We start from the raw sequence: 22,168 nt of genomic DNA on the forward strand, positions 1-22,168 counted from the left end.
CGAGCATGCTTGCCGCAGGAATGCACGTGCGGTCCGCGACCCTCCCTTCGCAGTGATGGCCAGTTGCCCAAGGGCGCGCATCGGTGAGTGGTGCCGTGAGCAGGCGATGCGGCATGATGTTGGGGCACGGCTTGTCTCCGGTAGCGGCAATGCCGTGGTGCGGACGATGCATTCATCGGCGCAGCGGCCGGCCGGCGCGCTGGCCGGGAGGGCGCGGCAGGGGCTGCGACGGGAGCCCGCCGCCTGCCGCGCTAAACTGGCGGCCAATTCACTGCCGACGTCTCCCATGCGCAATCCACTGCAAGAACAGCTGCTCAAGGCCGGGCTGGTCAAAAAAGCCCAGGTGGACAAGGTCGCGCGTGAGCAGGTCAAGCAGCGCCACGCCAAGGGTGGCGCGGTGGCGCCGGCGCAGACCGACAAGGTGGATGCCGCACGGCTGCAGGCCGAGCGTGCCGAGCGCGATCGCGCACTGGCCGAAGAGCGCAATGCGCAGCTGCGCAAACAGGAAGTGCTGGCCCAGGTGCGCCAGATCGTGGAGACCAGCAAGGTCAAGCGCGAGGGCGAGATCGACTATCGCTTCAACGATGGCAGCGTCATCCGCAGCGTGCTGGTCAATCCCGCCTTGCGCACCCAGCTTGCCAGTGGCGCCCTGGTGATCGTGCGACATGGCGAAGGCTTCGAGCTGATTCCGCGTGCGGCCGCCGAGAAGGTCTACAGCCGCGATGCGGCAACCGTGGTGCTGGATCACGGCCGCAATGGCAGCTCGCCGGCACCGGACAGCGACGATGACTATTACAGCCAGTTCAAGGTGCCGGACGATCTGATCTGGTGACGCCGCAGCGGGCGTTGACGCGGCCCGTCGCTCGACGCGCGCAACCGTGAGCCCGCTTCAACGGCAGCGACGCATGCGTTGCATTGCGGCCCGTTTGCCAGCGCCGGCCTGCGCGTGAGAACTGCATGCAGGGGTTACCCTTGACGGCCTTACCGCTGCCCGCACTGCCATGTCCATCGTTCTGACCGCGTTTGCCCGTCCCCGCCTGTTTCCGCGCGATGGCCGTCGCAATGCCATCCAGGACTGCACGCCCGAGCAGTTCATCCAGCATCTCAATGACGCCCCACCGTTGCGCGTGATCGAAGGCTACGCGCCGTTCTGCCAGCTGCACGTACACCGCAACTGGACCAGCACGCGCTGCCTGACAGTGCCGATCACCGCAGACAACCGGCACCTGCTGCGCTCGGGCTACGAAGCGCGTAACACGCAGGAACTTCCCGTTCTGGTGCGTTGGTTCGAAGGCGTGGAGTCGCCGGTCGCGCAGTACATGGTGCCGATCCTGTACAGCCGCGAGCAGCTGGCCAAGGAAGGCGCGCCGATCGATGCGGACTGGGGTGTGGTCGGCTGTCTGTACACCGCCGAGCCCGAAGACATCCCGATGGCGCCGATTACCATGTTGCGCAATGCATTGGGCGTGGATGAGGGCGGCTCCGGCGTGCCGCTGGACCGCGCGGCCTACCGGCGCAGCGTGGCGTTCTGGGAGGCCAATGCAAACTGGCGGCCGTGAGCCTGATCATGATCGCGCCGCTGCGTTTCAAGCATCGCGTGCGTAGCCCGTCTCGCGTTGCGCGCGGTGACCGATCACGACACACCGTGTCGGTCACATCCACGTAGCGATATGACGCAACATGCCCGTGCGAACCGCAGCCCATCACCGGTTCGCGCTTGTCTCCATGCACTGTGCGGCCAATCAAACGGATTGCCTGCCAGCACGTCGAACGCTGACATCTCCTCGGCTCTCTCTTCTGCACGACCTCGTGCCAGGCGCTGCGTTGCGCGGCCTCCCTCGGTGCATGATCTGCCGGTACACCGTTCGAGGCGCGCTCAGGCGCTGGGCACGTAAAAAAACGGGCGCCTCGCGGCGCCCGTTTATGCATGGCGATGGTTTGCCAAAGACTCAGTAGCGGTAATGATCCGGCTTGAACGGGCCTTCCACCGGCACGCCGAGGTAGTCGGCCTGGTCCTTGGTCAGGGTGGTCAGCTTGACGCCGATCTTTTCCAGGTGCAGGCGGGCCACTTCCTCATCCAGGTGCTTGGGCAGGATGTAGACCTTCTTCTCGTAGCTGTCGCGCTTTTCCCACAGGTCGATCTGGGCCAGGGTCTGGTTGGCGAACGAGTTGGACATCACGAAGCTCGGGTGGCCGGTGGCGCAGCCCAGGTTGACCAGGCGGCCGTCGGCCAGCAGGAAGATCGCGTTGCCGTTGGGGAACACATACTTGTCCACCTGCGGCTTGATGTTGATCTTTTCCACGCCCTTGAGTGCATTCAGCGCATCGACCTGGATCTCGTTGTCGAAGTGGCCGATGTTGCACACGATGGCCTGGTCCTTCATGGCCTGCAGGTGCTCGACGGTGATGATGTCCTTGTTGCCGGTGGTGGTGACATAGATGTCGCCACGGCCCAGGGTGGATTCGATGGTGTTGACCTCGAAGCCTTCCATCGACGCCTGCAGGGCGCAGATCGGGTCGATTTCGGTGACCACCACGCGGGCGCCATAGGCGCGCAGCGAGGCGGCGCTGCCCTTGCCCACGTCACCGTAGCCGCAGACCACGGCGACCTTGCCGGCCAGCATCACGTCCATCGCGCGCTTGAGGCCATCGGCCAGCGACTCGCGGCAGCCGTACAAGTTGTCGAACTTGCTCTTGGTGACCGAGTCGTTGACGTTGATGGCCGGGATCAGCAGCTTGCCGGCTTCGGCGATCTGGTACAGGCGGTGCACGCCGGTGGTGGTCTCTTCGGATACGCCCTTCCAGTCTTTGACCACGCGGCCCCAGTAACCCGGGCGCTCCACTGCCACGCGCTTGAGCAGCGCCTTGATCACGCTCTCTTCGTGCGAAGACGCCGGCTCGTCGACCCAGGTGCTGCCGTTTTCGAGCTCATAGCCCTTGTGGATCAGCAGGGTGACGTCGCCGCCGTCGTCCACGACTAGCTCCGGGCCGGTGAGGGTGCCGTCGGGCAGGGTGAAGGTCAGCGCATCCAGGGTGCAGTCCCAATACTCTTCCAGCGTCTCGCCCTTCCAGGCGAACACGGGTGTGCCGGTGGCGGCGATCGCCGCGGCGGCATGGTCCTGGGTGGAGAAGATGTTGCACGAGGCCCAGCGCACGTTGGCGCCGATGTCCTTGAGCGTTTCGATCAGCACCGCGGTCTGGATGGTCATGTGCAGCGAGCCGGTGATGCGCACATCCTTCAGCGGCTTGGTCTGCGCATGCTTGCGGCGGATCGACATCAGGCCCGGCATTTCGTGCTCGGCGATGTCCAGCTCCTTGCGGCCCCAATCGGCCAGGGAGATGTCGGCAATCTTGTAATCGGCGTGCGGGGTAATCTTTGTGACAGCGTTCATGCAATGGCTCCGGTAGGCAAACGAATGTCTGCAATTCCGGGCGCCGTTGAACGGTAACTGCTGGTCGAGCCTGGCCGTATTGCCTGCACCTTGTGGTGCAGTGAGCGGATCAGTCCGCCCTACCGGTCGCAGCGCCCCTCGACGAGAGCGCCGATTATATCGGCAGCACCCACCTCCGGCATGAATTGGCCGGTTTGAAGTGGCATGACCCCAACCAACGGCAGGGGAGCGGCCGACAGGCGGCTGCTATGGTCGCAGGTCGATCATCACCGGGGACGGGCAATGCAGGAGAAACCGCATGCGCAAGGCTGGCGGCAGCACACATGGGCGCTGGCAGGGGCGCTGGCATTGGGCGCGCCGGTGTTGGCGATGGCGGCCGGCCCGGCGGCCGGCGCGACAGTGACGCAGCCAGGCGCTGCGGCAGGCAGCGCCTACCAGCTGCCGTCCAAGGCGCTGCAGGCGGTGGTGGACGCACCGCGCGCACCGTTGCTGCAGCTCTCGCCCAAACGCGACCTGGCCGCGATGCTGCAGTTGCCGGCACTGCCGGACATCGCCGAGGTGGCCCAGCCCGAGTTGAAGCTGGCCGGCCTGCGCATCCACCCGAAGACCTTTGCCGCCAGCCGGTTCTCCTTTGCCAGCAAGTTGTGGCTGTTGTCGGTGGCCGATGGTGGTGAGCGGCAGATCGCCGGACTGCCGTCGCCGCTGTCGCTGGCCACGTAGAGCTGGTCGCCGGATCAGCGCTATCTGGCGTTCCGCCGCGAGGACGCGAGCAGTGGCGCCAACGAACTGTGGCTGGTGGACGTGGCCGCCGGGCAGGCGCGGCGTCTGGTCACCGGCCTGAATACCACCGTCGATGACGAACTGCGCTGGCTGCCCGATGGCAGCGGGCTGCTGCTGCAACAACAGGTGGCCGGGCAGGGCGCGCCGCCGACCCGCGATGCGACACCGGCCGGCCCGGCGATCCAGCAGACCAGCGCCGCCGCCGGGGTGCGCTCGCTGCCGACCTATCAGGACCTGCTGCGCAACGAGGCCGATGCGCGCGTGTTCGAGTACTACGCCACCGGTCAGCCGATCATCGTCACGCTGAGCGGGCAGGTCCGCCCGATCGCCGCGCCCGGCATCCATCTCAACCTGTCGGTGTCGCCGGATGGCCGTTACATCCTGAGCGAACGCGCTGAGCGGCCGTTTTCGTATCTGGTGCCGGCGGACAATTTCCCGCGCCGCATCGAGGTGCTGGACCTGCAGGGCAAGCTGGTGCGCCAGATCGCGCAGCTGCCGTTGGTCGAAGGCCTGCCGACCGGCAACGACGCCGTGCCCACCGGCGTGCGCGACATCGCCTGGCGGCACGACGCACCGGCCACGTTGGTGTGGGCCGAAGCGCAGGACGGCGGCGACCCGGCACGCGAGAGCACCATCCGCGACGCGGTGCGGATGCAGGCCGCACCGTTCAACCGCGCACCGGTGACGCTGGCACAGCTGGAGAGCCGGTTCGAGGGCATTCAATGGGGCCGCGGCGACCTGGCGATCATGAGCGAGAGCTGGTGGAAGACCCGCCGCACCAAGCAGTGGCGCATCGCACCGGATCAACCGCAACGCGCGCCCGACCTGCTGTGGGACCGCTCCTCGCAGGACCGCTACAAGGACCCGGGCACGCCGGCGACAGCGGCCGATGGCAAGGGCCGCACCTTGCTGCAGACCAGTGCAGACGGCAACAGCCTGTTCCTGCTTGGCAAGGGCGCCTCGCCGGAAGGCGACCGCCCGTTCGTGGACCGGTTCGATCTGCGCAGCAAGCAGGCCACGCGCCTGTTCCACTCGCAGGCGCCGACCTATTCCGCACCGCTGGCCTTGCTGGACGCACAGGCCACGCAACTGCTGCTCAGCCGCGAATCGCCGGAGGAGCCGGCCAACTATGTCGTACAGACGCTTGGTGATGGCGCGGCCGCACCGCGTGCATTGACGCATTTCGCGCACCCGCTGCCGCAGCTGCGTGGTGTGCAGAAGGAGCAGATCCGCTACAAGCGCGCCGATGGGGTGGACCTCACCGCCACGCTGTTGCTGCCGCCCGGCTATGACCCCAAGCGCGACGGCCCGCGGCCGCTGCTGATGTGGGCCTACCCTGGCGAATTCAAAAGCGCCGACACCGCCAGCCAGGTCACCGACTCGCCGTACCGCTTCAACGCCATCAGCTACTGGGGGCCGCAGGCATTCCTGGCAATCGGCTATGTGGTGCTCAACAACCCGACCATGCCGATCGTGGGTGAAGGCGATGCCGAACCCAACGACACCTATGTGCCGCAGCTGATCGCCGATGCGCAGGCCGCCGTGGACGAAGTGGTGCGGCGCGGGGTCACCGATCGGCAGCACATCGCCATCGGCGGGCATTCCTATGGCGCCTTCATGACCGCCAACCTGCTCGCGCACACGCGCCTGTTCAAGGCCGGCATCGCGCGCAGCGGCGCCTACAACCGCACGCTCACCCCGTTCGGGTTCCAGGCCGAAGAGCGCAACTACTGGCAGGCGCAACCGGTGTACCAGGCGATGTCGCCGTTCAACTACGCCGACAAGATCAAGGACCCGCTGCTGCTGATCCACGGCCAGGACGACAACAACACCGGCACCTTCCCGATCCAGAGCGAGCGCATGTTCGCCGCGATCAAGGGCCTGGGTGGCACCGCGCGGCTGGTGATGCTGCCCAACGAATCGCATGCCTACCGCGCACGGCAATCGATCATGCAGATGCTGGCCGAGAGCGAGCAGTGGTTGAAGACCAATGTCGGCGAGCCGGTGCCGGAGAAGCGCGCCACACGCACGCGTTGATCGGTGGTGCGCTGGCCCGGTAGGAGCGCGCTAGCGCGCGATGCGGCGTTACCGATGAAGCTTCGTCGCGCCCGGGTGCGCTCCTACCGCAGATGAGGATGTGGCTGATGCGCTGCCGGCAACGGCTGCCGAGCCGCATAGATGGGTGCCGCGATCACCTGTAGGAGCGGGCCTGCCCGCGATGGGGCATTACCGGGAACGCCGCATCGCGCGCGAGTGCGCTCCTACGCGATTCATCGCCACCTGCGCCAGCACACGATGGTTGGTGTTGAAACCGTCGTGCCGGTCGCGATCATCTAATCCTTTTGGGTTAGTCTTCGACGACTTTGCGCTTGAAGAGGGTGTGCGTTTCCGATGAACGAGTACCGCAGCAGTCTTGTGTTCGCTACCCCCGATCTTCCCTTGCGCGACGATGTGCGTCGGCTCGGTGCACTGGTGGGCGATCTGCTCGCCGAGCAGGTATCTGCGGAATTCCTCGATGAAGTCGAACGCGTCCGTACCGCCGCGATCTCGCGCCGCGAAAGCGATGCTCCGCCATCCACCTTGAGCGAACAACTCACCGGCCGCGAACCGCGTGAAGCCGAAGCGCTGGTGCGCGCCTTCAGCACCTATTTCCAGGTGGTCAACATCGCCGAGCGCGTGCATCGCATCCGCCGCCGCCGCGAATACCAGCGCAGCGGCACCGACACCCCGCAGCCCGATGGCCTGCACGATGCCATGCGCCGGCTCAAGGCGCAGGGCGTGACCCTGGAAGAGCTGAGCCAGTGGTTGCCACGCATCGATGTGGAGCCGGTGTTTACCGCGCACCCCACCGAGGCGGTGCGGCGCGCGCTGCTGGAAAAAGAACAGCTGATGGTCGCCAGCCTGGTCGACAACCTGGACGGCATGCGCACGCCCAACGAACGCGCCAGCGACGCCGCACGCTTCCGCATGGCCTTGACCGCCTCGTGGCAGACCGCCGATTCCTCGCCGGTGCGCCCCACCGTGGACGACGAGCGCGAGCATGTGGGCTTCTATCTCACCCAGGTGCTCTACCGGGTGGTGCCGGTGATGTACGAAACGCTCGAACACGCCATCGAAGAAACCTACGGCAGTGTGCCGCCATTGCCGCGCCTGCTGCGCTTCGGCACCTGGGTGGGCGGCGACATGGATGGCAACCCGAACGTGGATGCCACCACCATTGCCGGCACCCTGGATGCGCAGCGCCGCGCGGTGCTGGACCGCTACCAGAAGGAACTCTGGCAACTGGCCAGCCTGCTCAGCCAGTCGACCACGCTGGTGCAGGTCAGTCCGGAACTCACTGCGCAACTGGAACGCTACCGCGCGCTGCTCCCTGAAGACGCCGCACGTTCGCGCCCGCGCCACGGCGACATGCCGTACCGCCTGCTCAACGACCTGATGCGCGCGCGCCTGCAGGCCACGCTGGACGATGCCGAGGGCGCCTATGCCGCGCCCTCGGAACTCGAATACGACCTGCAACTGATCCTGGACAGCCTGCAGGCCAACAAGGGCCTGCACGCCGGTTGGTTTGCGGTTCGCCGGTTGCTGTGGCGCGTACGCAGTTTCGGTTTTCATCTGGCGCGGCTGGACGTGCGCCAGGAATCGAGCGTGCATGCGCGCGCGGTGGCCGACGCCCTGGGCCAGGCAGAGTGGGACGAACAGGACGCCAAGCAGCGCGCTGGCTTGCTCGGCCCGTACGCGTCCGGCGAACAGGCATTGCCGCGCGTGGCCGACGAAGGCAATGCGCGCCTGGACGCGGTGTTTGCCGCGCTCGCCGATGCGCGCACGCGCCACGGCGCCGATGCGTTGGGCAGCTACATCATTTCGATGGCGCACAACCGCGCCGACGTGCTCACCGTGCTCGCATTGGCGCGCCGCGGCGGGCTGGTCGACGACGCGGGCGCGGTGCCGCTGGACATCGTGCCGCTGTTCGAAACCGTGGACGATCTGCGTGGCGGCACCGGCACCGTGCAGGACCTGCTGGCCGACCCGGTGTATCGCCAGCACCTGGCCGCGCGCGGCGACACGCAGATGGTGATGCTGGGGTATTCGGACAGTGGCAAGGACGGCGGCATTGCGGCCTCGCGCTGGGGTCTGCAGCGCGCGCAGGTCGAGCTGCTGGAAGCGGCCGCCGAGCTGGGCGTGCGGCTGACGTTTTTCCACGGCCGCGGCGGTTCGATTGCCCGCGGTGGCGGCAAGACCAGCCGCGCGCTGGATGCCGCACCGCGCGGCAGCGTGGACGGCCGCCTGCGCGTCACCGAGCAGGGCGAGGTCATCCACCGCAAGTACGGCATCCGTGCATTGGCGCTGCGCTCGCTGGAACAGATGACCGGCGCGGTGTTGCTGTCCAGCCTGCGCCCGCGTGCGCCCGAGCCGCGCGAGGAGCGCTGGCGCCCGGTGATGGACCTGGTGGCCGAACGCAGCACCGTGGCCTATCGCGCCTTCGTCGGCGCGCCGGACTTCATGCAGTACTTCCGCCTGGCCACACCGATCGATGTGATCGAGCGCATGACGCTGGGCTCGCGTCCGTCGCGGCGGCTGGGCCAGGATGCGGCGTTGTCCAACCTGCGCGCGATTCCGTGGGTGTTTGCGTGGAGCCAGGCGCGTGCGGTGATCCCGGGGTGGTACGGCGTGGGCAGCGGCCTGCAGGCGGCAGTGGATGCCGGGCGTGAAGACACCTTGCGCGAGATGGCGCAGGACTGGCCGTTCTTCCGCACCTTCCTGGACGACATCGCCATGGTGTTGTCCAAGGGCGATCTGAATATCGCCGAGTTGTTCTCGCGGCTGTCCGGTGATCTGCACGAGCGCTTTTTCCCGCAGATTCGGGACGAACTGGCCTTGACCAAGGGCTGGGTCAAGGCGCTGCTGCAACAGCAATCGCTGTTGCAGCACGACCCGCGGCTGGCGCTGTCGATCCGCCTGCGCAACCCCTACATCGACCCGATCAGCGTACTGCAGGTGGACCTGCTGCAACGCTGGCGGGCCACCGACGGCGAAGACGACGCGCTGCTGCGCGCGCTGGTGGCCTGCGTCAACGGCGTCTCGCAAGGCGTGCAGAACACCGGCTGATCCGGTTTGCCGAGTGGACCATCGGCTCCGATGGTCCACTCCGACGACCCAAGCTGACGGTCCACTCCGACGACCCACTCCGACCGTCGGTCGGGGAGGGGGTCGATTGAGCAAGCGGACTCTGGCGTTACCGGACAAATCTGTCCGATAATGCCGGCATGATGACTTCCCGCCCTGATGCCGCGCTGCGCCGCCGGCAGATTCTCGATGCCGCCGACGAAGTGTTCAGCGAACACGGCGTCAATGCCCCGCTGGAACTGGTGGTGGAGCGCGCCGGCCTTGGCCGCGCCACCCTGTACCGCAATTTCCCGGACCGCGTGGCGCTGATGACCGCGCTGATGGCGCGCGGGCTCGATGGCCTGGAGCGGCTGGCCGCCGACCTGGCCGACCGCCCGGACGGGCTGGCCGTGCTGCTGCACGACGTGGCCGAACACATCGCCCAGTCCGCACCGCTGGTGGACTTCTGGCGCTCGATCGAGCGCGCGCACCCGGCGGTGGAGGCGGCCGACCAGCGCGTGGTGGCGATCTTCCTGCCCTTCGTGCACCGTGCCCGCGACGCCGGCCTGTGCCGGGCCGATGTCGACGACGAGCAGCTGCTCTTGGTGATCGACATGCTGGGCAGCTGCCTGCGCGGCAACGATGAAGCAGAACGCAAGCGGCTGGCCCACCGTTCGGCCGACCTGCTGATGCACGCGCTGGGCATGCAGGTGCCGGAGGGCGGCACGCGATGACACCGGCCACCCGCGCACGCATCGGCCGCTGGGCGTTGCGCACCGCGCTGGTGTTGGCCGCGTGCTGGGGCGGGCTGGCGATCTATTTCGCGCTCAGTGGCAATGCACTGGTACGCATCGGCTGGGTGGCCTCGTGGTGCGCGATGGCGCTGGCCGCGCTGTGGGGCCTGCGCCGTGGCCGCGAGAACTGGGCGCTGGTGGGCATCTTCGCTGCCGCATTCGTGGTGCTGGCGGTGTCGTGGGGGTTCATGCAGCCCAGCCAGGACCGCGACTGGGCCGACGATGTCGCGCAGCGTCTGCAGCCGCAGGTGCAGGGCAACATCGTCACCCTGCGCAACGTGCGCAATTTCGACTGGCACAGCGAAACCCGCTACGTGCCGCGCTGGGAAACCCGCCAGTACGATCTGGACCATCTGGTCAGCGCCGATCTGGCGTTGTCGTACTGGATGGGCCCGGCGATCGCGCACACGCTGGTGTCGTTCGGCTTCGACGATGGCTCGCATGTGGTGTTCTCGCTGGAAATCCGCAAGGAGCGCCACGAGGCGTTTTCGGCGCTGGGCGGGTTTTTTCGCAGTTTCGAGGAAACGCTGGTGGCCGCCGACGAGCGCGACATCCTGCGCGTGCGCACCAATGTGCGCGGCGAGGACATGTACCTGTATCGCCTGGCCATTCCCAAGGCCGGGTTGCGTCGCATGTTCATGGGGTATGTGGAGCTGGCCAAGGAGCTCGATCGCACGCCGGCGTTCTACAACACGCTCACCAGCAACTGCACCACCATTGTGTTCGCGCTGGTGCGGCAATTGCAGCCCACGCTACCGCTGGATCACCGCCTGCTGCTGTCCGGCTATGTCGACGAATACGCCTACGACCATCACGGCCTGATGCCCAGCTACGACTTCGCTACCTTAAAGCAGCGCGGGCATTTCACCGCGCGTGCGATCGCCGCCGACAAGGCGAGCGATTTCTCCGAGCGCATCCGTGCCGGCATGCCGCAGGCGCCGGCGCCCGGCACCTCGGCGAGTGCGAAGCAGTGATGCCGCGCAGGCCATGGCGGCGGGCCACGACCGTGCTGGTGGCGGTGGTGATGAGTGGGTGGTTGAGCGGCTGCGCCATGGTCACGGTGCAGTCGCGCAACAGCGGCGATTACGTCGCGCAGACGCGCGGCGATGTGCTCAGCACCGGCGCGCTCAGCCAGACCGGTAGCGAAACCCTGCAGGTGGCCGGGCTGCAGCCCAAGGCCTGCCGCACGCAGCCGCTGCCCTGCCTGCAGCACCTGACCACGGTGGCAGGCATCGGCGAAGAGCGTCGCCTGGCCACCCAGGCCGAGCTCTGGACCGCGCGCGCAATCGACCTGGGCGGACGCAATCCGGCGCAGATGAGCGACGTGGCCACCGATGCCTGGCTGGAGGCGGCGCGGCATGCGTATGCCTACCTGTTTTTCACTGCGCGCGCGCCCAGTGCGCGTGCGTTTGAAAACCGCCAGACGCAGGTGCGCGACTACTACAACTATGCCGTGCAGCAGGTGGTCGAGCGCCTGTTTGCGCGCTCCCAACAGGCCGGCGACACCACCCCGGCGCCCACCGCAGTCGGCCGCTGGCAGGTGGTGGTCGACATGTCGGCCTACCGGCTGCCCGGTGGCGGCAATACCCCGCGCGCCATCTTTGCCGCCTCGGCATTGCGCTTCAACGGATTACGCAGCACCTATCGGCGCGACGGCTTCGGTGCCGAGCTGGTGGCCGAAGTGGACCCGCAACTGGTCGGCGATCCGGCCGGGCTGGCGGTCCAGCAAGCCATCGCCCCGAGTGCCGCGCCCGAGCGCCCGCTGCCGACCTTCAGCGAGATGCCGTACGCACCGGCGACGCTGTTGCTGCGCTTCGATGGCGACACGCTCGCAGCGGTGCTGAAGACCGATCTGGTGACCCTGGTGCCGTACGACCCGTACCGCCAGAACGAGGTGGTGCTGCATGGGCAGCGGGTGCCCTTGGCGGCCAACTTCACCGCCGCCTACGGGCTGTGGCTGGCCAAATCGGGGTTTGCGGCGCAGTCACTGCGCTCGATGCTGGGCAGTGCGCGCGGCATCGAGCGCCCGCATCTGTATCTGATGCAGCCGTACGACCCCGATCGTCGCGTGCTGCTGATGCTGCACGGGCTGGCCAGCAGCCCGGAGGCCTGGGTCAACGTAGCCAACGAAGTGATGGGCGATGAAACGCTGCGTCAGCGCTACCAGATCTGGCAGGTGTACTACCCGACCAATGCGCCCATCGCGGTCAATCGCGCGGAAATCCAGGCGTTGGTGGAACGCAGCCTGCGCCATTTCGACCCGGCGGGCAGCGCCGTCGCCTCACACGACATGGTCCTGATCGGCCACAGCATGGGCGGAGTGATCGGACGGCTGCTGGTGTCCTCGTCCGGCGAACAGCTGTGGGACGCGCTGCTGCGGGATTACCGGCTGGACGGCGAGCGCGGTGCCCGCGTGCGCGCGAAGCTGTCGCCGTTGCTGCATTTTTCGCCGATGCCGCAGATCGACCGCGCGATTTTTATCGCCGCGCCACATCGCGGCACGCCACTGGCCGAAGGCGGGTTGGGGCGCTTCGTCGGGCGCCTGGTGCGGCTGCCGATTACGTTGCTGGACCGGTTTGGCGATGTACTGCAGGATCTTGCCAACAGCGAACGTGGAGGCAGCGGTGGCCAGTCCCGGCGCAAGGGCCGCCTGCTGCCGCCGACCAGCATCGACAACCTGCGCGATACCGACCCGTTCGTGCGCGCCACGATGGATCTGCCGATTTCACCGCAGGTGCAGTACCACACCATCGTTGGCCGCGAAAAACCGCAGGTGCCGCTGGCCGACTCCGACGACGGGTTGGTGCCGTATCGCAGCGCGCATCTGGATGGCGCCGCCTCCGAACTGGTGGTGACCTCCTGGCACAGCGTGCAGGAAACGCCGCAGGCGATTCTGGAGATCCGCCGCATTCTGCATGCGCAGTTGCAGGCCGAAGCGGCAGGAAGTACGGCGGCTGCGGGACACCGCGCAAATACGTCGCCGTAAGCTTCATGGCGGCATCCATGCCGCCAAGGGTCCCGCGACGGTGGGCGGGCAAAGACCAGTCAAGTTGGCTGGTTGGCAAAGTTCTCAACGAGCAACGGCAAGCCGCGACACGCTGTCTTGATTCTTCAACAAAACCACCAGCCATCTGTCTGGCGTGGTGTCCTCGCCGCTTGCGGGACCGTGTGGCGGCATGGTGCCGCCACCGAGCTACATGGACGTACTTGCGACGTGTCCCGCGAGCGTTGAGGGCACCGTGCCCTCGACCCACTCGGCATCTGGCCTGGACGTCTGACGGCATCGCCAAGACGTGGCCGGGAAATCACTGCACGCACGCAAATACACACGCACACGCACGCACGCACGCCTGACTGGCTGACGGACGGACGAACGCACGGCAGGTCTGTCAGCCGCTCTTAGCGCGGTGTTGACCAGGCTCGTGCTATCAGGCGGTTCCCTCGAACTCGCTCGAACCAAGGAAGACGCGATGCGCACGACGTTGTCGGCAGTGATTTGGGTTCCCTTGCTATTGGCGGCTTGCAGCCGTGGCGAAGGTCAGAAGACCGCGGCAGACGTTGCAGGCACAAGGCCGCAGGCAACGCAGACCGCAACGCCTGCCACCGATGCGCCACCCGCGACCGATGCGGCAGTGCCCGAATTTCCGGCCATCCCGATGATCGTGGTCCCCGACATCGTCGGCGTGACCCCGGCGCAACGCGCACTGGAAGCCTCGCTGCAGGACGTGCTCGACCCGATCGAAGGCGTCAGCGTGGCGCCCGCGCGTTGTGGCGATGGCGGCACGCTGATCACCGATGCCGGCATCACCAGCGTCGATGCCCATGACAACCTGCTGCGTAACGGCGATGGTGGTTTGTTCGATCTCAAGGCCGACGGCAGTGGCACCGCCAACTTCGACGGTGGCTTGATCCGCATCAACGCCGATGGCAGCGGCACCATCAACGGCACCGGCCAGAACGGCGACGATGCGCTCATCGACGTGCAGTCCAATGGCGGCGGCACCTACAACGGCCCGGCCGGTTTGATCAGCCTGGACGGCAAGGGCGCCGGCACCTGGAACAGCAGCAAGAGCGGCCTGATCGACAATCGCGGCGATGGCAGCGGCACCTGGAACGGCCCACGCGGGCTGGTGACCATCAACGCCGACGGGTCGGGTACCTGGAACGGTCCCGAGGGTCTGGTGCAGAACCACGGCGACGGCACCGGCACGGTGGGCAGGCCTCCCCGCGAGGTGCGCATGCCGCCGCTGCCCAAGGTGCCGCCGGCCGGCCGCTTCCCGCCGCTGCAGAAGTTCGCCCCGCCCGGTGCGCCCTGCGGTTATCTGATTACCTTGAACGACCGCATCCTGTTCGACTTCGACAAGTCCGACATCCGTCCCGATGCGGCACGCGTGCTCGATACCCTGGCCGTTGCGCTCGGCAAGGTGACAGCACAGGACATGCAGGTGCGCGGGCATACCGACAGCAAGGGCGAGGATGCCTACAACCAGGCCCTGTCCGAGCGCCGCGCCAACGCCGTGCTGGCCGCGCTGCGTACGCGCGGTACCGCCCAGACGGCCAGTGCGAAGGGCTATGGCGAATCGCAGCCGGTGGCGCCCAACACCCTCAACGGGCAGGACAATCCCGGCGGACGGCAGCTCAACCGGCGCGTGGAGATCTTTCTGCGGACGTGAGTGCGGCCCGGTGCCAACGGCATGATGGCGGGTGCATGGTCACGCTCTGTGGAAGAAGAGTATTGGATGGCGAAACAGGCTGCGGGGGCGGTAGTGCGAGTGTCCGCACTGCGATCCGAGTGGAGATGTCTGCGACCGCACCGCGGCCCTCGTCTGCGCAGCCCGGCTGCCATTCCAGCTGCGTGCTCGCGCAACTGTGCTGACGTACGCGCCTGAGGCATGCAGATTTCGGGTCTTGCCCGGGCGTCACCTGGGTGAAACAACCCATCCCCATCATGCGCCGCGCCTGCCTGCAGGCGTGGTGCAGGGCCGCTGCATCGCTTTTCCGCTCGTGCCGTCGCACTGTCGGGAGGTCCGACGCTGTTGCAGCCCGGCTGTGCTCTGGATGACGGAATGTACGCTCGTTGTTGGCTGCTGCACCGCTTACGAAGCTCAGAGGACATGCGGACGATGTGGGCTGCCGTCATCGACAGGTGCCGGCGCAGCAGGATCGCCGCGCGCGAAGTCAGTGATGTAGGGCAGGGTGCCGGGCCGCAGGGGGCGTTCGCCGGCAAGCGGGAATTGCCGCGGTCCGCAACGGATCGATGCAGCGGGCGCGATGCGATGGGGATCGCGTGGCGCCCGCCGCACTCCACGGGGCACCCTGCGCCGCCGGCAAGCAGCGCAACGCATGCCGCGCGCATGCCGCGTATCGGTATGCCATCGATGTTCGCCGCAAGCGCGCTGTGGACGTCGTTAGCCGCCACGTTGTTGAGCGGCTGCGCAGCATCGGAACCGCATGCACCGCTGCCGTCGTCGGATGCGCGCACGCAGGGTAGCGGCGCCGCAGCGGGACCATCACCCGCTACAGCCACGGCCCACCTCGAGCGCGTGGTGGTGATCTTCCGGCACGGCGTGCGTGCGCCGCTACAGGGCGAAGCAGCGGCGGCACGCTATGCCGACCAGCCCTGGCCGCAGTGGTCCACCCCGGCCAGCCTGCTGACCCCGCGGGGTCGCACGGCCGTGCGCTTGAGCGGGGAGTATCTGCGCCAGTGGCTGGCGGCGCAGGGGCTGCTACCGCACGCCGGCTGCCCGTTGCCGGGCAGCGTGTCGGTCTGGGCCAACACCGATCAACGCACCATCGACAGCGGCGCGCTGCTGGCCGACGCACTGGCACCCGGCTGCGGCCTGGTCGCCGGCCACCGCGAGGCAGGCAGCGACGACCCGCTGTTCCGGCCGATCGAAGCCGGCACGGTGGCATTCGACGCGGCCGCTGCCGTGGCATCGATCCAGCGGCAGACCGGCGGCCCGGCCGCCTTGCTGGTGGGCCACGCGGCCGAACTGCAGGCGATGCAGCAGATTCTGGGCTGCCGCCGCATGCCCTGCGATTTTGCGCGCATGCCCTCCACGCTGGCGCCCTCGGCCAATGGGCGGGGCCTGGCCCTGGGAGGGCCGATCGACCTGACCTCCGGCACCGGCGAAGTGCTGTTGCTGCAGTATGCCGATGGCCTGCCGCTGGCGCAGGTCGGCTGGGGCCGCGCCACACCCGAGCGTCTGGCACAGGTGTCGCGATTGCATGCACTGCTGTTCGATCTCTATGCACGCCCGCACTACATGGCGCAGCGTTCGGGCGCCCCTTTGGCGCGCGCGGTGCTGCAACGGTTCGGAAATGCGCAGGCGCCGAAGGTCTCGCTGTTCGTCGGCAGCGACACGCATATCGCCGCGCTGAGCAGCCTGCTGGGCGTGCACTTCCACTTGCCCGGCTACGGCGCCGACGACCCGCCACCGGGCGGCGCGTTGCTGCTCGGCCTGTGGCGTGCGCCAGACGGCACCCAGGCGGTGCGCGCACGTTACCTGGCGCAATCGCTGGACCAACTGCGCACGCTCGCGCCGCTGGATCTGGACCACCCGCCGCTGCAGCAGGAACTGTCGCTGGGCCTGTGTGCACCGGAGCAGCGCACGGCCTGCCCATTGGCGGGTTTTGCTACGGCGCTGCAGCAGCAGTTGCAGCTCGATCGGTAGCAACAGGTTCGCGACAACTGTCCTGCGATGGTTGGCATGGCCTGGGACTTCGACCCGTACCCTCACCCCCAACCCCTCTCCCGCAGGGAGAGGGGCTTGAGCAGCGGTTGGCGTCGTTGTCCCTTCTCCCGCAAGGCGGGAGAAGGTGCTCCGTAGGAGCGGATGAGGGTATGTGCGCAGCCAGGGTGCTATTCGGCAGGGAGTGGCTTCGCCCCCGTACCCTCACCCCAACCCCTCTCCCGCAGGAGAGGGGCTTGAGCCGTGGTTGGCGTCGTTGTCCCTTCTCCCGCAAGGCGGGAGAAGGTGCTCCGTAGGAGCGGATGAGGGTACGTGCGCAGCCAGGGTGCTATTCGGCAGGGAGTGGCTTCGCCCCCGTATCCTCACCCCAACCCCTCTCCCGCAGGAGAGGGGCTTGAGCAGCGGTTGGCGTCGTTGTCCCTTCTCCCGCAAGGCGGGAGAAGGTGCTCCGTAGGAGCGGATGAGGGCGTGCGCAGCCAGGTGCTATTCGGCAGGGAGTGGCTTCGCCCGTACCCTCACCCCAACCCCTCTCTGCGCCCCGGCCCGCGCTTGCGGCGCGGGCGCTCCAAGGCACACGCGCCGGTGGCGCGTAAGCCGTGCCTTCTCGCCCCGCGGGGAGAGCGGCTCTATTTCGTCACGCCCGTCCGCGTGCGGGTCTGCCATAAGCCGACGCCTTCGCAACTTGCCATGTATTGAAGTTGGGCAACCCACCGACAGACCGCCAAAACGCAACCGGGCCGCATCAGCGGCCCGGTCGTCACGCATCGCGCCCGCTCCCGCAGGAGTGGCGTGATTATTTCAGCTTGGCGTCGGCACGCAGGGCGTCGGCGCGGTCGGTCTTTTCCCACGAGAACGAGGTGGCGGAATGCTGCACGCCGGCACCGTCGGTGTAGGTGAAGTCCTTCGGCTTGCGGCCGAAGTGGCCGTAAGAGGCGGTCTGCTGGTACATCGGGTGGATCAGGTCGAGCATCTGGATGATGCCGAACGGACGCAGGTCGAAATGCTTGCGGATCAGCTTCTCGATCTGCTCGTCGGCGATCTTGCCGGTGCCGAAGGTGGTGACCGAAATCGAGGTCGGCTCGGCCACGCCGATGGCGTAGGAAACCTGCACTTCGCAACGGTCGGCCAGACCCGCGGCCACCACGTTCTTGGCCACGTAGCGCGCCGCATAGGCAGCCGAACGGTCGACCTTGGACGGATCCTTGCCCGAGAACGCGCCGCCGCCGTGACGGGCCCAGCCGCCGTAGGTGTCGACGATGATCTTGCGACCGGTCAGGCCGCAGTCGCCCACGGGGCCACCGATCACGAACTTGCCGGTCGGGTTGATGTGGAACTTGGTGCCCTTGTGCAGCCACTTGGCCGGCAGCACCGGCTTGAGGATTTCCTCACGCACGGCTTCGATCAGGTCTTTCTGCTTGATGCCCGGGTCGTGCTGGGTCGACAGCACCACTGCGTCGATCGCGGTCGCCGCGCCGTCTTCATAGCGCAGGGTGACCTGCGACTTGGCATCCGGACGCAGCCAGGCCAGCGCCGAGTTCTTCTTCTTGCGGATCTTTGCCTGCTGCTCGACCAGGCGGTGCGACAGGTGGATGGCCGCCGGCATGAAGCTGTCGGTTTCGTTGGTGGCATAGCCGAACATCAGGCCCTGGTCGCCGGCACCCTGTTCTTCGGGCTTCTTGCGGTCCACGCCCTGGTTGATGTCCGGCGACTGCTTGCCGATCAGGTTGAGCACGCCACAGGTCTCGCCGTCGAAGCCGACGTCGGAGCTGTTGTAGCCGATGTCCAGGATCACCTTGCGGGTCAGCGCTTCCAGATCGATCCAGGCGCTGGTGGTCACTTCGCCGGCGACGATCGCAACGCCTGTCTTGACCAGCGTCTCGCACGCCACGCGGGCACGCTTGTCCTGGGCCAGGATGGCATCCAGCACGGCGTCGGAGATCTGGTCGGCGATCTTGTCCGGATGGCCTTCGGAGACCGATTCGGAGGTGAACAGGTAGCTGGACATCAGGCTTATATCCCTTAATTCGGATGAAAAGATGGGTGCGGATGATACACGCCCCGTGTGTCGGTTGCATTGTGCGCCTGAACGCGATGCCGTGGGGTTAAGCCGATGTCGGTGGGCGCGGCGCGTCCGGCGCAGGAGCCGGCGCATCCACAGCCCCGCGCCGACGAAACGTGGCGGTGGATATTCCCATGCGTGCATGTCGGGCCTGCTAGCATCGGCCGATGGATTCATTGACCCAGATCGTTCTTGGCGGCGCCATCGCCGCTGCCATCGCGCCGCCCGGACAGCGGCGCGCTGCCTTGTTGGCCGGCGCAGCACTGGGCACCTTGCCCGACCTCGACTCGCTGGCGTTGCTGCCGCTGACCGACGACCCGGTCACTCTGATGACCGTGCACCGCAGCGCCAGCCATTCGTTGTTCGTGCTGCCGTTGGTGGGCTGGCTGATCTGGTGGCTGTTCCGGCGCTACGGCAACGGGCGCGTGGCCAGTGCACCCACGCGCTGGTTCTGGGCGATCCAGCTGGCGCTGATCACCCATCCGCTGCTGGATGCCTTTACCGTCTACGGCACCCAGCTGTGGTGGCCGCTGCAGCCGCACCCGGCCATGTGGTCGAGCGTCTTCATCATCGACCCGGCGTACACGCTGTGGCTGTTGCTGGCCTGTGCGGTGGCCTGGTTCGCGCGTGCGCGCCCGCTTGCGCAGCGCGCGCTGGTGATCGGGCTGGTGGCGAGCAGTGCGTACCTGGGCTGGTCGCTGATGGCCAAACACCTGGTCGACCAGCAGGCCGATCGCGCGCTGGCGGCGATGGGGCTGGCCGACGCGCCACGCTTCTCGGTGCCCATGCCGTTCAACACCTTGCTGTGGCGCGTGGTGGCGATGACGCCCAGCGGTTATGTGATCGGCGAACGTTCGCTGGTGGCCGACAGCGGCCCGATGCAGTTCCGCGGGTTCTCCAGCAATACCCAGGCACTGGGCGAAGTGGCCCGGTTCGATTCGGTACGCAGGCTGACCTGGTTCAATCGCGGCTTCATGCGCGCACGCCTGGTCGATGACGACCTGATGCTCAGCGATCTGCGCATGGGCCTGGAGCCGGACTACAACTTCAATTTCGTCGTGGCCCATCGCGAGGACGGGCAGTGGCAGCCGATCGTGCCGCGGCAGGTGCAGGCGGCGTATCGCGCACCGGTGGCCCGCGACCAGATCGGTGCGGTGCTGGCGCAGATGTGGCGCCGCATCTGGCAGGCGCCAAGCGGCACGACGTTGACCGGCGACCTGGACACGGCCGGGACGCCGGCCGCCGCACCTGTTCCGAACGCTCAATAGACCGTGGCGCGGGCCTGCACGAACGAGTAGAAGAACACCGCATTCGGGTCGCTTTGCACCTGCGCCAGTTCGCCGCGCATGCCCTCCACGGTGTCTGCGTCGACGGCGCCGGCCTGCAGCAGCTGATCGGCCGCCGACAGCAGCACTTCTTCCCAGAACCCGATCATGGTCTTGCGCCGGCCGGGCTCGCGGTTGTCCAGATGCAGGGTCTTGATCTGCGTGTGCACATCGCGGAAGCCGCCGGCCAGCAGCAGGTTGCCCAGCTTGGCACCGACGAACGGGTCGCCGCCCTGGTCGTGCTGGAAGTCGTTGAACGCCATCCAGTAGCGCCACAGGTTGGGCGAGTACGGGTGCAGCAGGAACGAGGCATTCATCACCTCGGTCACGTAGACCGGCGCGCCGGGCAACAACACGCGGCGCACTTCGTTGAGTACGCGCGCCGGCGAGGGCACGTGTTCGAGCACCCAGCACAGGAAGGCCGCATCGAACTGGCGCGCCTCGAATGGTAGGTCGCCCGCATCGGCCTGCTGCAGCGTGTAGCGCTCGCGGCACCACGCCAACCGTTCAAGATTGGCCCGCGCCGCGCCCAGCTGCGCCTCGCTCAGGTCCACGCCGGTGACGTGCAGGTCGGGAAACCGGCGCAGCAGGATCTCGGTCTGCGCGCCGACCCCGCTGCCCACTTCCAGCAGGCGCCGCGCGCCGCTGTAGTCGACCTCGTTGAACAGGGTCGTTTCCAGCAGCCGGGCCTGTTTGAGCAGGCGCGCCTGTTCGGTGGCCGAAAATCCGTGCAGGTAGGTCGGGGAGTCGTGCGGTGCGCTCATGTGTGCAGCTCCAGCAATGCAGGAAAACTCAGGTTGCGTCCGACAATTCGGGCGCCACGCCGGCAATCAAGGCATCGAAGTAGTCGCGCGTCAGCGCCAGTTGTGCCTCCGGCGTCTCGGCGCGATTGACCACCGCGCGGAAGTCGGCGCTTTGCGGGTGATCCTTCGCATACCAGCCCAGGTGCTTGCGGGCGATGCGCACGCCCTGCGGCTGGCCGTAGAACGCGTGCAAGGCCTCCAGATGCCCCAGCAGCGTGTCGCGCACGAATGCCAGCGACGGCGGCGGCAACAGCTCGCCGGTAGCCAGATAGTGCGCCACCTCGCCAAAAATCCAGGGGCGGCCCTGCGCGGCGCGGCCGATCATCACCGCATCCACGCCGGTCTCGCGCAGCACCTGCGCGGCCTTCTGCGGCGAATCGATATCACCGTTGGCGATCACCGGGATCTTCAACGCTGCCTTGATCTGCGCGATCGTCGCGTACTCGGCGCTGCCGGTGTAATGCTGGTCGCGGGTACGCCCATGCACGGCGAGTGCGGCAATGCCACAGTCCTGCGCGATGCGGGCGATGGCGGGGCCGTTGCGATGGTCGCAATCCCAGCCGGTGCGGATCTTCAAGGTCACCGGCACATCCACCGCCTGCACCACCGCGCGCAGGATGCGCGCTACGAGCGCCTCATCGCGCATCAATGCCGAGCCGGCCCAGGCATTGCACACCTTCTTGGCAGGGCAGCCCATGTTGATGTCGATCAGCTGCGCACCGTGGTCCACGTTGTAGCGCGCCGCCTCGGCCAGTTGCTGCGGCTCGGTGCCGGCGATCTGCACGCTGATCGGGTCCGGTTCGCCGGCATGATCCATGCGGTGCAGCGATTTGCGCGTGCCCCAGAAGCGCGAGTCGGAAATGGTCATCTCCGACACCGCCAGCCCGGCGCCAAGCCGCTTGCACAGCAAGCGGAATGGCTTGTCGGTGACGCCGGCCATGGGCGCGAGAATCACCTTGGGGGCGATGGAGTAGGGGCCGATCTGCATGGGGGCATTGTAGCTGGGTGGGGAATGGGGAATCGGGAAGCGGGAATGGGGAATGGGGAATGGGGAATGGGGAATGGGGAATGGGGAATGGGGAGTCAGGAATGGGAATCGGGAATCGGGAATCGGGAATCGGGAAAGCGTTTCCGGCCTTCGGTCCTGCACGATGCTGTGCGGGGCGCGCGACTAGATAGAACGAGGCGGCGAACCTGTTGGCTGACCGTACCCTCACCCC

At 67.3% G+C, this 22,168-nt stretch carries 13 protein-coding genes, 1 pseudogene and 1 riboswitch; of the genes and pseudogenes, 10 read left to right on the forward strand and 4 right to left on the reverse strand.

All coding sequences use genetic code 11. From position 1 onward, the window contains the following. Window positions 1–286: 286 nt before the first annotated feature. Window positions 287–832, forward strand: a complete 546-nt coding sequence (locus ACCQ10_RS04425) for a DUF2058 domain-containing protein (protein ID WP_047694385.1) — start codon at window positions 287–289, stop codon at window positions 830–832. Window positions 833–1,001: 169 nt separating this feature from the next. Then, on the forward strand, window positions 1,002–1,559 hold the full coding sequence (locus tag ACCQ10_RS04430) for a DUF3228 family protein (protein WP_179453735.1): 558 nt from the start codon (window positions 1,002–1,004) through the stop codon (window positions 1,557–1,559). Window positions 1,560–1,949: 390 nt separating this feature from the next. Here ACCQ10_RS04430 and ahcY read toward each other — a convergent pair whose 3' ends face one another. After that, complete coding sequence (gene ahcY / locus ACCQ10_RS04435; RefSeq protein WP_039564728.1) at window positions 1,950–3,392, reverse strand: adenosylhomocysteinase; 1,443 nt, start codon at window positions 3,390–3,392, stop codon at window positions 1,950–1,952. Between the two features lie 31 nt (window positions 3,393–3,423). Then, window positions 3,424–3,538, reverse strand: a riboswitch (S-adenosyl-L-homocysteine riboswitch). 136 nt (window positions 3,539–3,674) lie between these two features. Here ahcY and ACCQ10_RS04440 point away from each other — a divergent pair. From ACCQ10_RS04440 to ACCQ10_RS04470, 7 genes and pseudogenes are all read left to right on the forward strand, one after another. After that, window positions 3,675–6,209, forward strand: a pseudogene (locus ACCQ10_RS04440) (S9 family peptidase). Between the two features lie 354 nt (window positions 6,210–6,563). Next, window positions 6,564–9,278, forward strand: a complete 2,715-nt coding sequence (gene ppc / locus ACCQ10_RS04445; protein WP_372362351.1) for a phosphoenolpyruvate carboxylase — start codon at window positions 6,564–6,566, stop codon at window positions 9,276–9,278. Window positions 9,279–9,436: 158 nt separating this feature from the next. Beyond that, complete coding sequence (locus tag ACCQ10_RS04450) at window positions 9,437–10,009, forward strand: TetR/AcrR family transcriptional regulator (protein WP_039404127.1); 573 nt, start codon at window positions 9,437–9,439, stop codon at window positions 10,007–10,009. Next, complete coding sequence (locus tag ACCQ10_RS04455; RefSeq protein WP_372362352.1) at window positions 10,006–11,043, forward strand: Lnb N-terminal periplasmic domain-containing protein; 1,038 nt, start codon at window positions 10,006–10,008, stop codon at window positions 11,041–11,043. The genes ACCQ10_RS04450 and ACCQ10_RS04455 overlap by 4 nt, the downstream gene beginning before the upstream one ends. Then, entirely contained in the window at window positions 11,040–13,055 is a 2,016-nt protein-coding gene (locus tag ACCQ10_RS04460; protein WP_372362353.1) for an esterase/lipase family protein, read from the forward strand. Before ACCQ10_RS04455 ends, ACCQ10_RS04460 begins: the two co-directional genes overlap by 4 nt. A gap of 484 nt (window positions 13,056–13,539) precedes the next feature. After that, window positions 13,540–14,742: an OmpA family protein gene (locus tag ACCQ10_RS04465; protein WP_372362354.1), complete on the forward strand. Its 1,203-nt coding sequence runs from the start codon at window positions 13,540–13,542 to the stop codon at window positions 14,740–14,742. A 696-nt stretch (window positions 14,743–15,438) separates the two neighbouring features. Continuing rightward, window positions 15,439–16,743 carry a histidine-type phosphatase gene (locus ACCQ10_RS04470; RefSeq protein ID WP_372363056.1) on the forward strand — a complete coding sequence of 435 codons (1,305 nt, stop codon included), beginning with the start codon at window positions 15,439–15,441 and terminating at the stop codon, window positions 16,741–16,743. Between the two features lie 811 nt (window positions 16,744–17,554). Here the strand turns inward: ACCQ10_RS04470 and metK are convergent. Then, window positions 17,555–18,766, reverse strand: coding sequence for a methionine adenosyltransferase (metK, locus tag ACCQ10_RS04475; protein WP_047694400.1), 1,212 nt, complete (start codon window positions 18,764–18,766; stop codon window positions 17,555–17,557). 221 nt (window positions 18,767–18,987) lie between these two features. Between metK and ACCQ10_RS04480 the strand changes: the two genes are divergently transcribed. Beyond that, complete coding sequence (locus tag ACCQ10_RS04480) at window positions 18,988–20,088, forward strand: metal-dependent hydrolase (protein ID WP_372362355.1); 1,101 nt, start codon at window positions 18,988–18,990, stop codon at window positions 20,086–20,088. Here ACCQ10_RS04480 and ACCQ10_RS04485 read toward each other — a convergent pair. Together ACCQ10_RS04485 and dusB are read right to left on the reverse strand one after the other, a co-directional pair. Further along, on the reverse strand, window positions 20,082–20,909 hold the full coding sequence (locus ACCQ10_RS04485) for a class I SAM-dependent methyltransferase (protein ID WP_039408509.1): 828 nt from the start codon (window positions 20,907–20,909) through the stop codon (window positions 20,082–20,084). The two genes, ACCQ10_RS04480 and ACCQ10_RS04485, sit on opposite strands and share 7 nt — an antisense overlap. Before the next feature lie 28 nt (window positions 20,910–20,937). Beyond that, window positions 20,938–21,936, reverse strand: coding sequence for a tRNA dihydrouridine synthase DusB (dusB, locus tag ACCQ10_RS04490; RefSeq protein ID WP_372362356.1), 999 nt, complete (start codon window positions 21,934–21,936; stop codon window positions 20,938–20,940). Window positions 21,937–22,168: the final 232 nt, after the last annotated feature.

It is taken from the genome of Xanthomonas sp. NCPPB 1325 (assembly GCF_041477645.2).
GTDB lineage: Bacteria > Pseudomonadota > Gammaproteobacteria > Xanthomonadales > Xanthomonadaceae > Xanthomonas > Xanthomonas cannabis.